Origin of the sequence: Moraxella sp. DOX410 (genome assembly GCF_032248735.1) — a bacterium.
In the GTDB taxonomy this organism is placed as follows: Bacteria; Pseudomonadota; Gammaproteobacteria; order Pseudomonadales; family Moraxellaceae; genus Faucicola; species Faucicola tetraodonis.
The window spans coordinates 120,751-134,355 of the sequence record NZ_CP135138.1 but is presented as its reverse complement, the minus strand read 5'-3'; the positions used below and the strand labels follow the sequence as shown (position 1 = coordinate 134,355).

Annotated in this window: 11 protein-coding genes and 1 pseudogene; 4 read left to right on the top strand and 8 right to left on the bottom strand. The window is 46.8% G+C overall.

Features of this window, described 5'->3' with window-relative positions:
* The first annotated feature begins 4 nt into the window (after positions 1–4).
* The 3 genes from RNZ41_RS00600 (at position 5) to RNZ41_RS00590 (ending at position 2,609) form a co-directional block, all read left to right on the top strand.
* Complete coding sequence (locus tag RNZ41_RS00600) at positions 5–856, top strand: transglutaminase family protein (RefSeq protein ID WP_314027326.1); 852 nt, start codon at positions 5–7, stop codon at positions 854–856.
* 74 nt (positions 857–930) lie between these two features.
* Complete coding sequence (locus RNZ41_RS00595; RefSeq protein WP_076774727.1) at positions 931–1,668, top strand: proteasome-type protease; 738 nt, start codon at positions 931–933, stop codon at positions 1,666–1,668.
* Between the two features lie 284 nt (positions 1,669–1,952).
* Positions 1,953–2,609 carry a trimeric intracellular cation channel family protein gene (locus RNZ41_RS00590; protein WP_159676789.1) on the top strand — a complete coding sequence of 219 codons (657 nt, stop codon included), beginning with the start codon at positions 1,953–1,955 and terminating at the stop codon, positions 2,607–2,609.
* Between the two features lie 115 nt (positions 2,610–2,724).
* On the opposite strand, the gene RNZ41_RS00585 is transcribed toward RNZ41_RS00590, so the two are convergent.
* Entirely contained in the window at positions 2,725–3,006 is a 282-nt protein-coding gene (locus RNZ41_RS00585; protein ID WP_203172484.1) for a hypothetical protein, read from the bottom strand.
* Positions 2,973–4,349, bottom strand: a complete 1,377-nt coding sequence (locus RNZ41_RS00580) for an MATE family efflux transporter (protein WP_007116001.1) — start codon at positions 4,347–4,349, stop codon at positions 2,973–2,975. The genes RNZ41_RS00585 and RNZ41_RS00580 overlap by 34 nt, the downstream gene beginning before the upstream one ends.
* 415 nt (positions 4,350–4,764) lie before the next feature.
* On the opposite strand from RNZ41_RS00580, the gene fumC reads away from it, so the two are divergent.
* Positions 4,765–6,180: a class II fumarate hydratase gene (gene fumC / locus RNZ41_RS00575; protein ID WP_282841645.1), complete on the top strand. Its 1,416-nt coding sequence runs from the start codon at positions 4,765–4,767 to the stop codon at positions 6,178–6,180.
* A 159-nt stretch (positions 6,181–6,339) separates the two neighbouring features.
* Here fumC and urtE read toward each other — a convergent pair whose 3' ends face one another.
* The 6 genes and pseudogenes from urtE to RNZ41_RS00545 form a co-directional block, all read right to left on the bottom strand.
* The gene (gene urtE, locus RNZ41_RS00570) at positions 6,340–7,038 is read right to left on the bottom strand and encodes an urea ABC transporter ATP-binding subunit UrtE (RefSeq protein ID WP_007116004.1); all 699 of its coding nucleotides are present in this window, start codon (positions 7,036–7,038) and stop codon (positions 6,340–6,342) included.
* Between the two features lie 9 nt (positions 7,039–7,047).
* Positions 7,048–7,866, bottom strand: coding sequence for an urea ABC transporter ATP-binding protein UrtD (gene urtD / locus RNZ41_RS00565; protein ID WP_095356662.1), 819 nt, complete (start codon positions 7,864–7,866; stop codon positions 7,048–7,050).
* A gap of 237 nt (positions 7,867–8,103) precedes the next feature.
* Positions 8,104–9,153 (bottom strand): annotated as a pseudogene (urtC, locus tag RNZ41_RS00560) (urea ABC transporter permease subunit UrtC); the annotation flags it as partial.
* 18 nt (positions 9,154–9,171) lie between these two features.
* Positions 9,172–10,749, bottom strand: a complete 1,578-nt coding sequence (gene urtB / locus RNZ41_RS00555) for an urea ABC transporter permease subunit UrtB (RefSeq protein ID WP_198510579.1) — start codon at positions 10,747–10,749, stop codon at positions 9,172–9,174.
* A 370-nt stretch (positions 10,750–11,119) separates the two neighbouring features.
* The gene (gene urtA, locus RNZ41_RS00550) at positions 11,120–12,382 is read right to left on the bottom strand and encodes an urea ABC transporter substrate-binding protein (RefSeq protein WP_314027799.1); all 1,263 of its coding nucleotides are present in this window, start codon (positions 12,380–12,382) and stop codon (positions 11,120–11,122) included.
* Positions 12,383–12,955: 573 nt separating this feature from the next.
* A complete protein-coding gene (locus RNZ41_RS00545; RefSeq protein WP_314027325.1) occupies positions 12,956–13,600 on the bottom strand; it encodes a HupE/UreJ family protein in 645 nt (214 codons plus the stop codon).
* Between the last annotated feature and the right edge of the window lie 5 nt (positions 13,601–13,605).

The following is a 13,605-nucleotide window of genomic DNA, read 5'->3' as shown; positions in this document are numbered from 1 at the left end:
CACAATGAGACTTATAATCAGCCACCAAACCAATTATTTTTATGAACAACTTGCCTTACGCAGTGTGCAATACATCCGCATGACGCCGATGACACTGCCCCACCAAACCATCCATAACTGGCAAGTGATGCTGCCTAAAGTCGCACAAATGCAAACGGATGGCTTTGGCAACCAATGGCTCACCCTAAGCCGTCACGAACCGCACAACAATTTGCAAATTCAAGCCTTTGGTGAAGTAGAAATTAACGCTGATACCTTATTTATCCCTGACAATCAGCAAGTGCCGTATCAGATTTTTGCCGTCCCCACCAAGCTGACCCAATGCTCCGAAGCCATGCGTGACTTTGCCCATGACGCGCTTGAGCAGTTTTTGCAAAGTGAGGACATCGATTCCCAGTTAGCCATCCTCAAATCATTGGCAAAAGACTTGCTCGATAAAATGCCCTATACCAAAAGCGTGACCCATGTCGGCACCACAGCAGAGCAAGCGTTTGCGATGGCGGCTGGGGTGTGCCAAGACCATACCCATGTATTTTTGGCACTGCTACGGGATAAAGGCATTGCAGCGCGCTATGTATCGGGTTATATTTATGAAGCAACCCAAGCGCATATGGCAAGCCATGCCTGGGCAGAGGTCTGGCTTGCGGGTAATTGGTACACCTTTGATATCTCTAACCAACATTTTACCCCCAATTCTCACGTCTATATCGCCTTTGGGCGTGACTATGCCGATGCGGCGCCAGTGCGCGGGGTGCGAACAGGTGGCGGTGACGAGCGACTGTATAGTCAAGTCATGGTATCTACAAGCCCCCAGTATATACCGCAGCTTAACGCGCAGTTTGCAGCGCAGCAGTAATTTGCCACTATTGATTCACCACTATTTGCTAAACCAATATTTGCTAAACCAGTATTTGCTAAAGAGGAACAACCATGACCTATTGTGTGGGTATCCGACTCAAAGACGGGATGATTTTCGCCAGTGATACTCGCACCAATGCGGGCGTCGACCAAGTATCGATGTTTCGCAAAATGTATCAATACGGCATTGAAGGCGAGCGGTTTTTGGTGCTACAAACCGCGGGGAACTTGGCGACGTCACAAGCGGTATTTACCAAATTAGATAACGCCATCAAACTTGCGCAAGAGCGTAATCTTCATACCGTCCCTACCCTGTATGATGCCGCGCAATTGGTGGGTGAGTGCCTGCGAGAAACCACCATCCATGCCCAAACCATCGCACAAGAAACGGATACCAAGTTTAGAAGCAGTTTTATTTTGGGTGGGCAAATCAAGGGGCAATCCCCCGAAATTTATTTTATCTACCCTGAAGGCAATTGCATCAGAGCAACAACCGATACGCCTTTTTTTCAGTTAGGCGAAAGTAAATACGGCAAGCCTATTTTAGACCGCTCCATGAATTATGACGCATCACTCAAATCAGCGATGCGAGCCATTCTGATTTCTTTTGATTCAACCATCCGCTCCAACTTATCCGTCGGTATGCCCATTGATGTGTTGGTCTATCACAATGACAGCCTACAGATGCCACAAGGGTATCGCATTGATGAAAACGATGAGTACTTTGCCAGCATCCGCCAACACTGGTCAGATGGGCTGAGAAAAATTCTGGCTGAACTTGAAGACTCACCGGTGAGCTATTGGCAATAGCAACTGTCACACAGTTAAAAATAAACCCACGTCAAACCATCTAGCAGGTTCTTCACTGTGTCCTCCCCTGTCGATTTATACCGCGTTTTTGGTTATGCCATTTATGGCATATACCGTTCTTGAAATAATGCGCTCCCATCTATATCGACCTGTCTTAGGCAATTCAGTGGTTATAGTTCAATTGCCTTGCCATAGATAATGCAAGTACCTTGGGTTTTTGGTAGGCGGTTATTTTGGTGGGTATGGTATGATGTGATTTTTTATGATTGTTTGGTTTTTATACTATGCAGCTAACTGATTTGGCACCTTGGGGTGAATCACTCAGAATCGCCGTAGAAGTCATCGGCACCATTGCTTTTGCCTTGTCAGGTATCTTGGCAGGTGTGCGCAAACGTATGGATATGTTTGGGGTAGCGGTGCTGGGATTTTTATCGGCGTATGGGGGTGGTACGCTGCGTGATATTTTGCTAGAGCGGCGTCCGTTTTTTTGGGTGTCCCAAGAGCTGATGTTATGGCTGGTGTTTGCGCTTTGTATTGTGGTGATGCTAGTCAATAGCCGCCGCCCGTTTCGTATTACGCCTGCAGCGATTCAATTGGCAGATGCGTTAGGGTTGGGCTTGTTTGTCGCCTCTGGGGTACAAGCATCACTGGCAAGCGGTATGCCGATGGCGGTGTCAGTCATCATGGGGATTATCACTGGGGTATTTGGCGGGGTGATGCGTGATATCGCCTGTGGTGAGATGCCCACCGCGTTTTTTGACCATCGTCCGTATGCCATGTGTGCGTTGGTTGGCGGCTGGGTGTATGCGATTTTGGCAGTTTACAGCTCGCTTGCCGCTTGGATGATTATGTTCATCAGTACCGTCACCACCACAGGACTGCGTATTGCCGCGCTGGCGTTTAATTATCATTTACCCGGTTGGAAAAAAAGCGCCTCTTAGCCAATAGATTGGGTAGCTAACAGATTAGTTAGCCATCAGACTTGGTAGTTATCAGATTTGTCAGTCATCGGATATGGCTTGACTGCGGCAATCCGTTAATGAATTCAAGGCTTTATCAAGCGGCTAAATCAAGCGAATAATACCGATGCTCGCATTTGATGACGTCAAGCTGGTAAGTCAGATACGCATGATTGCCTGTTGGTATGATTGTTTGTTGGGATGTCAAGCGCTGCAGCCGCAAGATAATGATACAGCAAAATCTCGCTATATCATTATCTAAGCTTAGCGTATGCGGCGGTTTTGGACAATAGTCGCTGTCGGTATCTAGATGGCTTACTTTTGCCAGATTGAAATAAATACTACTTACACCAATCGCTCGACCGCTTTTTTCTTCCAAACAAATTGGTAATACAAGCCTTGTAAAACGCTCATCACTATAAAATTCGCCACATACGCCCACCAAATGCCTTGCAGTCCAAAATGACGACTGAGTAAAATCGCACTGGGAATCTCTACCAATAAGATACTGCCGATACTGATAAACATAGGCTGCCACACCATCCCAGTAGCGCGCATCATGCCACTAAAAATCATGCCACTGCTAAAAAAAAGCAAACTCCATAACACAATGTGCAATAACTGCTGTGCCAGCACAATCACGCCTTCCACCGTGATAAACATCGCCATCAAATAACGGGAAAAAAGATACGCCAAAACAATCAACCCACCCGTAATAATGAGATTGGTCAACATGGCAGTGCGAGTGACGCAGTTTAAGGCACTCGCTTTACCTGCGCCAATCGCTTGCGAGGCATAAATTGATGCCGCTATCGCAATCGACATGGCAGGAAATTGCACATAGCTCAACACTTGGTTGACTGCGCCATAAGCTGCGGTAGCATTGGTACCAAAGCCATTGACCAGCCCAATAATCACCAAGCCAGATATCGCGCCCGTGACCATCTGAAACGCGGTAGGCAACCCCAGCCGAATCACTTTACGCGCGATGTCGGGTTGGATGCGTATATATTTGAGTAATTGAGTATCAATTTGTAAGGGGTGATTTTTGGCACGGGTATAAAAAAACAAAAACAGCAATACCAACAGCTGTGACAATAAAGTCGCAATGGCAGGGGCTTGGATATCTAGCTTGGGTAACCCAAACCAACCTTGAATGAGCGCAGGCGTCACCACAATCCCAATCACAATAGAAATACCCACGGCAAACAAGGGCGTCACCGAATCGCCCACCCCGCGCAATAACGAAGTATAAGCGATAAATAAAAACAGTAGCGGACTTCCTGCCAACATCAATTTGGCATAACGGTTTGCCAAGCCTTGAATCTCAGCAGGGACGCCCATCTGCACAATAATCAATTGACTGAGCAAGCTGCCCGTAATCGCAATCATTACCCCTAATATCAAAATAATTGCAAAGCTATTGCCGGTAATTCGTTTGACCAAATCCAACTCTTTGGCACCCCAAGCCTGCCCTACCAAAATTGATGAGCCTGAAGCGATACCGATGATAAATGCCATCAAAAAAAACAGCACTGGGGCAAACACCGATACGGCGGCAATCGCCTGCACCCCTAGCATCTGCCCAACAAAAATGGTATTAATCGTTCCTGACAGCGATTGCAGGATATTGGTCAGCAATAAAGGCAACAAGAAAAACAAAAACGGTCGCCATAGCGTGCCGACCGAACTAAAATCTGGAAGTTGTTGTGATTTTTTCATACCGTCAAATTTGCTTAATGATAATTGCTTCTTAATAATAGTTGCTTAATGATGATAATGATAACGATGGCTATTTTAATTATTTTTTTGCTACCTACCCGCTAGGTAAATTTATACAGTGCTAGATAGCAACCCAAAGCGTATCGAAAGGCCAAAAAATCTACCAACGCTGGCAAAATTTCGTTCATAGTAAACGATTGCTCAACAACATATCGCAATAAAATGTTAACTATCTTTCGTTATCCCCCGTCATTTTACCGCTTACTTTAACAAAGATAACAAACGACACATATTCTCAAACTTTTATGGTCGATAACTCTGTTAAACTTTACCCTGTGCTTTGGTGCATAAGTGGCGATAACCAGCCGCTTTGATAATGACAGAATCAAAAAATTCACTAAAAAAGAGAACAATAATGACAACCGACAACCAAACCGATACCCAGCAATTTCGCAGCGAAAAAGACACTATGGGCGCCGTCAACGTCCCTATAGATGCTTACTGGGGCGCGCAAACCGAGCGTAGCCGCAATAACTTTAAAATCGGTGGTGAAACCTTACCACAGCCGCTGATTGAAGCCATGGCATTGGTCAAAAAAGCCGCCGCCATCACCAATGCCAAATTAGGGCGTATCAGTGATGATAAACGTGACCTTATCGTGCAGGCCGCCGATGAAATCATCAACGGGGCACTGCGTGACCAATTTCCTTTGGTGGTTTGGCAGACAGGCTCTGGCACCCAGTCAAACATGAACATGAATGAAGTGCTTGCCAACCGCGCCAATGAACTTGCCGGTCAAAGCAAAGGTCGTTATCAGCCGATTCATCCCAATGACGATGTCAATCATGCTCAGTCTACCAATGACAGCTTTCCCACCGCGATTCGGGTAGCGGCGGCGCGTCAGATTGTCTATCTGCTTATCCCCGCGGTGCAAAAACTGCGGGACACCTTAGCAAGCAAATCTGAGCAGTTTGCTGGCATTGTAAAAATCGGACGCACCCATCTGCAAGATGCCACCCCTTTGACGCTAGGACAAGAGTTTAGCGGCTATGTCAGTCAGTTAGATCATGCGCTCATTCGTCTGGATGCCGCGCTACAAGGTCTGTATGAACTGCCTTTAGGCGGTACGGCAGTCGGTACAGGACTCAATGCGCATCCTGACTATGCCGAGCAGGTCGCGCAAACCCTAGCTGCATTAACCGGTGTGCCTTTTGTCACCGCGCCCAATAAATTTGAAGCGTTAGCGGCCAGAGACGCTGAAGTTTTTGCCTCAGGTGCCCTAAAAACCTTGGCAGCGAGCCTCAATAAAATTGCCAATGATGTGCGCTGGTTGGCTTCAGGTCCTAGATGTGGGATTGGTGAGCTTAAAATCCCTGAAAATGAGCCAGGCTCATCCATCATGCCAGGTAAAGTCAATCCGACCCAGTCTGAAGCCATGACGATGGTCGTCGCGCAAGTGATGGGTAACGATGTCACCATCAATATGGCGGGGGCGTCGGGTAATTTTGAACTCAATGTGTTTATGCCAGTCATTGGCTACAACCTGCTGCAATCGATTCGCTTACTTGCCGATACCTGTGATAGCTTCAATGATCATTGCGCGGTAGGCATCGAGCCTGTGACAGAAAAAATTGATTATTTCCTACACAACTCATTGATGTTAGTCACCGCGCTCAATCGACATGTTGGATATGAAAATGCAGCAAAAATTGCCAAAACTGCTTATAAAGAAAATAAAACCTTAAAACAAGTTGCCGTTGAACTCGGTTTATTGACTGACGCCCAATTTGATGAATGGGTCAAACCTGAAGCCATGACTAGTCCAAAGTGATTAATCGAAAGTGACTAATTCAAAAATGATTAGTCCAAAGTCATGTGAAGGTTAATGCAGCGTAATCACACTCTTTAATCAATCAATTTTTATCAGCAAATTTTTAGCCAGATGACTGTCATCTGGCTAAAAGCTAACTCACGTATCGTTGGCTATTTACTAAATCGCCACTAGCTCCCTGATGCCTTTTTCTGGCATATCACCGCCCATGCCTTGGGCAATGACTTGCCCCCGTGCCATAACCGTATAGTTATCGGCAAGTTCTTCGGCAAAGTCATAAAACTGCTCGACCAAAATAATCGCCATATCGCCTTGGTCAGCCAAGCGACGAATCACCCGCCCGATATCTTTGATAATCGATGGCTGAATTCCTTCGGTCGGCTCGTCCAAAATCAGCACCCGTGGCTCAGATGCCAGCGCTCTGGCTATCGCTAGTTGTTGTTGTTGACCGCCTGACAAGTCACCGCCCCGACGTTGGCTCATTTCATCGAGCACAGGAAAAATCTCATACAAATGGCTCGGGACTTTTTTGGCTTTGCTGCCTTTAAACTTTGCCATGCCAATCAAGATATTTTCTTCTACGGTTAAGGTTGAAAAAATATCTCGCCCTTGTGGCACATACGCCATGCCTGCGCGCACGCGGTTTTCAGGCGACAATTTGCTGATGTCTTTGCCATCGAGCAAAATTTGACCCGATTTAATCGGTAAAACCCCCATCAGACACTTTAACAGTGTGGTTTTACCCACGCCATTGCGACCGAGTACCACAGAACACTCACCCACAGGCGCGGTCAAACTGACATCGCGCAGAATATGACTGCCGCCATAATATTGATTGATTGTGTTTACTTCTAACATCGCTATCCCCTATCGCCCTAGATATTTTTCGATGACATCGTCGTTGGCTTGTACTTCAGCAAGCGTGCCTTCTGCCAAAATTGCGCCTTGCGCCAATACCGTCACTTGCTCACTGATGGTGTCAATAAAGCTCATGTCATGTTCAACCACCACCAAGGTATGGTCTTTTTTGAGCTCCAAACATAGCTCGGCGGTGCGTTCAGTTTCGGCATCGGTCATGCCTGCCACTGGCTCATCGAGCAAAATCAGCTTAGGACGCTGCATCAATAGCATCCCAATCTCCAGCCATTGTTTTTGCCCGTGCGACAACAATCCTGCCGGTTTATTGACAAACTCACCCAAGCGAATCGTCGCTAAAGTCTGGTCAAGGGCATTTTGGGCATCTGGGTCAAGCTTGCTAAACAGGCTTTTTTTGACCCGCTTGTCTTTGGGTGCGGCAAGCAGTAAGTTCTCCATGACGGTAAAATTTTCAAACACCGTGGGTTTTTGAAATTTTCGCCCAATGCCAGCTTCGGCAATTTGCTCGGTGGTCATGCTGGCAAGATTGTGGGTTTGTCCAAAATATACTGATCCTTCCGTGGGGCGAGTTTTACCGGTAATCACGTCCATCAGCGTAGTTTTACCCGCACCGTTAGGTCCGATGATACAACGCAGCTCGCCTTCTTTGATGTACAAGGATAAGTTGTTTAAGGCGCGGAATTTATCAAACCACACGCTGACATCTTCCATATATAGGGCAATGCCTTTGCTAAAATCCGCTTCTTGTGACTTTAGCCGTCCGTAGTTGCTCTCAGCAAAGTCATTGATATTGTTATCGTTTGTATTCATAACAGACTCTTTGATGTGTTATTAATGGGGTGTTTATGGGGTATTAGTCATCGGGTACAATCAAACTAACTACTTGGTTGCAGGCGGTCAGCATGACGCCACTGACGCCACTGACGCCACTGACGCCACTGAAGCCTAAGATTCTTTTTTTGCTTCTATGTTTGTTTCTTGGTTTGTTTCTTGATTTGTTTCCATATTTTTTACGCTTGGCTCGACCGTTTTTTTGCCATGCGTGATTTTATCCAATAGACCAATAATGCCTTTGGGTAAAAACAAGGTGACGACCACAAACAACCCGCCCAAAATCAATAGCCAAGCTTCGGGATACGCCACGGTAAAGTAAGTTTTCACCGCATTGACCACACCTGCGCCCAATATCGCCCCAATCAGCGTGCCGCGTCCACCTGTGGCGACCCAGACCGCCATTTCAATCGAGTTGACAGGATTCATCTCACTGGGATTGATAATGCCCACTTGTGGCACATACAACGCGCCAGCAATCCCTGCGATAATCGCTGATAACACCCACGCAGATAGCTTGTACCATAGAGTACGGTAGCCAAGGTATTGCAAACGGTTTTCGCTATCACGCACGGCGCCCAGTACGCGACCATACGGCTTGTGCATCAAATAACGCAAGCCAAGGTAGGCAAGCATCAGCACGAATGCTGTGGCAAAACATAGCAAGGTGCGCGTCATGGGAGCAGCGATGTCCATGCCCAAGATGGTTTTAAACCCGGTAAAACCGTTGTTACCGCCAAACCCAGTTTCGTTACGGAAAAATAGGAGTGATGCGGCAAACACCATGGCTTGGGTGATAATCGAGAAATACACGTCTTTGATTTTTGAGCGAAAGGCAAAAAACCCAAATATAAAAGCCACCAATGCCGGCACCAGCACCACCAATATCATCGCCCAAGCAAAGTTGTCTGTGCCTGCCCAAAACCAAGGCATTTTATCCCAGCTTAAAAACCGCATAAACTCCGGCAAGCTATTGCCTGATGCTTGGCGCATCAGATACATACCCATCGCATACCCGCCAAGGGCAAAGTACAAGCCATGCCCAAGGCTCAAAATCCCCGCATAGCCCCATACCAAATCCAGTGCCAAAGCAACCATCGCCAGACACATGATTTTGCCAATCAAAGTAACCCAATAAGCAGATAAATGCAGCGCTGAATCGGCAGGTAGCAAATGCAACCAAGGCAACACCATCAACACCGCAAAACAGCCCATAATTGCCAAGCGACTCACTGGTTTATCTGCAAATAATTGTAAAATACGCATTTTTTAACTCTCCAATGATTACTCGACAAAGCGACCTTTGAGGGCAAACAGACCTTGTGGGCGTTTTTGGATAAATAGCACCACCAGCACCAACAAAATAATTTTGGCAATCACCGCACCCATGCCAATCTCAAGCACGGTGCCACTCACCCCTAGACCCAAGGCCGCCAGTACTGCCCCCCAAATTTGACCGACACCGCCGACCACTACTACCAAGAAAGCATCGATGATGTAGTTTTGCCCCAAATCAGGACCGACGTTGCCCACTTGCGCCAAAGCACAGCCTGCCAAACCTGCCAAGCCAGAGCCAAGCCCAAATGCCATCATATCGACACGCGCCGAGCGAATACCCACCGCACGCGCCATTTGCCGGTTTTGGGTCACAGCACGTACAAACAGACCAAAGCGGGTGTATTTGAGTAAAAACACCAGTAATAACAATACGATAATGGTAAAACCGATAATGGCAATACGGTTGTATGGCAGCATCAAGCTTGGGGTCAAGGCGACAGCACCGCTTAGCCATGAAATATTGGAAACTTCGACGTTTTGTGCCCCAAAAATCATGCGAACCAACTGCATCAGAATCAAACTCACCCCAAACGTGGCAAGCAAGGTTTCTAGCTGTCTGCCATATAGCGGACGTATCACTACCCGCTCAATAATCATGCCAATGACGGCGCTCACCAAAAACGCCAGCGGAATCGCGGCAAGCATGTACCAATCGACATAGCCTGCCAAATGGCTTTTAAAAAAACTTTGCACCACATAGGTGGTATAGGCACCAATCATAATGAGCTCACCATGCGCCATGTTAATGACACCCAATAGACCGTAAGTAATAGCAAGTCCCAACGCCGCCAACAACAAAATACTGGCGGTACTAAAGCCAGAAAACACGTGTCCTGTCCACTCACTGGCTTTGATACGCGATTTGACTTTGTCTTGGGTTGTTTGTAAGGCTTGTTTGAGCTCGGGTGAATGGCTGGTTTGTTTTGCCATCGCTTCGATATCGGCTAACACATCGGGACTGTTACTGGACGCCAAGGTTTTTAAGGCCGCAATCTGGGTCATCTCATCGCCCGATTGCAAATCCATACGCGCTTGCAGTTGCGCCAATGCTGCTTTTACCGTACTGTCTTTTTCATTGGCATAAATATCGGCAACGGTTTTTTTATCGAGCGTGGCGATATTGTCAGCTAGGATATCCACCGCTTTAAGGCGCTCGCTGGCATCGTCGGATTTGAGTTTGGCTTTGGTTTGCCCTAGGGTCAACGCCGAACGCAGCGCGTTATTGAGCGTGACTTGGTTTAGGTCGCTTGGCCAATTGCTTACCAAGGTATGCGCAGGATAGCGGTAGAGTTGGTCGGTATTTTCTAAAGTATAGACATTGCCGGCATCATCACGGTACAGCTCGTCTTTATTAATCAGCTCGACCAGTTTGTCATAGGATTGGCTCGTGCCTGTCCAGTTGTTGAGCATGGCTTGACGCCCCGCAAAATCGGCGGCTACGAATTTTTGAATATCATCGCCTGCGCTGGCTGTGGTGCTTGTGGCTGCGGTAGTTGGGGCTGCTGTGGTTACTGTACTGGTCATCGTAGTGGCCGAAGCGGTACTTGCCTGTGCATTACTCACGCTTGGCAACGCAATGCCCATCGTGGTCGCTAGCGACATGCTGAGCACAATTTTTTTACTTTTTTGCAAAAACTGCCCGAGAGAATGATTACCATTGAGCATGATGGTCGCTCCTTAGTTTGTATGATTAATCTTTATGATTAGTCCATCTGTTTGGTGGTGTGACGGATCAATGTTTAAATCAATAAAAGGTGAAATCGTAAAATTTTGGCAAAAAAATAAGCCATACCAGCTGGGGTACTGATGCGCGGTATGGCTGTCACAACATCGATTGTTAACTTCATTCAAGCTTATTGGAAAGGCTTATTTCGTCATACTCACTTTGGGATACTTATTTTGGGATATAAGGACTCCAAGGTTCCGCTTTAATGGCATCTTTGGTTTTGTAAACCACATCAAACTGACCATCGGCACGGATTTGCCCAATCATCACAGGTTTGTGTAAGTGGTGATTTTCGGCATCCATGGTTAGCGTGTAGCCCGATGGCGCGGCAAAGCTTTGACCTGCCATGGCAGCACGGACTTTATCCACGTCGGTGGAGCCCGCTTTTTCAACCGCTTGCTTCCACATATTGATACCCACATAGGTGGCTTCCATTGGGTCATTGGTCACGACTTTATCGGCATTTGGCAGTTTGTGGTCAATGGCATATTTTTTATAAGCATTCACAAACTTGATGTTGACAGGGTTTTTGACCGATTCAAAGTAGTTCCATGCTGCCAAGTGTCCGACTAATGGGGTGGTGTCGATACCACGAAGTTCTTCTTCGCCCACAGAGAACGCCATCACAGGAATATCCGCCGCTTTGATGCCTTGGTTACCAAGCTCACGATAGAAGGGGACGTTTGAGTCACCATTGATGGTGGAGATAACCGCGGTCTTTTTACCCGCTGAGAATTTTTTGATATTACCCACGATGGTTTGGTAATTGTTAAAGCCAAATGGGGTATATTCTTCCATGATGTCGCTATCTGCCACACCTTTAGACTTTAAAAACGCCCGTAAAATCTTATTGGTGGTACGGGGGTACACATAGTCAGTACCCAATAGCACGAAGCGTTTGGCACCGCCGCCTTCTGGTGACATCAAGTACTCAACCGCAGGAATGGCTTGTTGGTTGGGCGCGGCGCCGGTATAAAAGATGTTTTTGGACTGCTCTTGTCCTTCATACTGCACAGGGTAAAATAATAAGCCGTTTAATTCTTCAACCACAGGCAACACAGATTTACGAGAAACCGATGTCCAGCAACCAAAGATAACCGCGACTTTGTCTTGTGTCAGTAGTTGGCGCGTTTTTTCGGCGAACAATGGCCAGTCTGAGGCAGGGTCGACAACCACAGGCTCAAGTTTTTTGCCCATCACCCCACCTTTGGCATTGATTTCATCAATCGCCATCAACGCGGTGTCTTTGAGCGATGTTTCAGAGATTGCCATGGTGCCTGAGAGTGAATGCAAGATACCCACTTTGATGGTATCGCCATTGCTAGGGGCAGGTGCACTACCGGTGGCAGCAGTGGTTGACGTGCCACTGGCTGGTTTGGCATCACTTGATGATTGCGGTTTTGAACAACCTGTCAACATCATACTGCCCATTACCGCTAGGGCAACCAAGGATCTGCCAAATGCACGACGGCTTAATTGACGCTCAGTCGTGGTTAGCTCGGTGGTTTTTTTGTCTAACATGTGTCACTCCTAAAATAGTTGGATTGCCGTTTTAAGGTAGGGCGTAACGGATAGGCTTTGGCTATCGGTTGCTGGTTGTCTTAACTGACTATAATGACATTTCAATTAGTGTGCCAATCTGCATGTTAAAAACTATTTTTGAAAATTTTATCAATTAAATCAAAAGGTTGAATTGTTATAGTTAAAAATAGTTATTTTAAACAATCGTCCATTGGATAAATGCTGCTATTAGATAAAAAATGGGCAAACTTTGGCGACCTTAGCGATTTCACCAATCTGATGAACTCGGGGGATTTTTTGCACTATTACCATTCATCTGGCATTGCTCTAGTATTCCTATGGCATTCATCTAACATTGATTGACGCTAAACAACGCTTTATCGCCAGTGTCTTTATGACAGTACCCAATTTGTTGCATAAAAAAAGTGCATGCCCGACAGCTTGCACTTTTTATCAAAAATGTTGTTAATCCCTAGTTAATCGCTAGTTAGCCAATACCAGTGCCATACCCAATGCCGCCATGATTGAAGGTAGCCAAGACAGCTTGGGATGCGCATGGGCTTGTGCTTTTACCCAATTCATCACCCCTGCTCCCACAGCAAACAAGGCGGACATCGCGGTTATCATGCCTAACCCAAAGCCTTGACTCACGCTACTGACTGGCATCTCCACGGCATGCGCCATACCATGAAATAGCGTCAAACCAAATAAACTAATCGCCATCATGAGCGAAAAGCTTTTCTGATTGGCTTGTGCTATCTTGGTGCGCTGCGCCAAAACTGCGACCGCTGTCAACACCACCGATAGCAAAATCGCACCTTCAATAATCGATGAGCCAATCGCCACATGAGATAGTTGCACCAAAGCAAAGCCTAACAGTAAGCTCGTTACCAATAAGCCCAAACCCAGTTTTTTGTGACGGGCAAACACCATGCCCATGCCAACCGCAAGCACCACGTGGTCAAGACCTGAGATAGGATGCATGAGCCCTGCGGTGACGGCCTCCATTAAATTTACCGAACTTACACCTGCATGATGGGTTAAGCCATGACCGACATGCGCCACTGCCACACTTGAAAGGCTAAAAAGCGCGGCTGCCAACGCCGTTTTTTGGGTTAAAGTTTTCATTATGT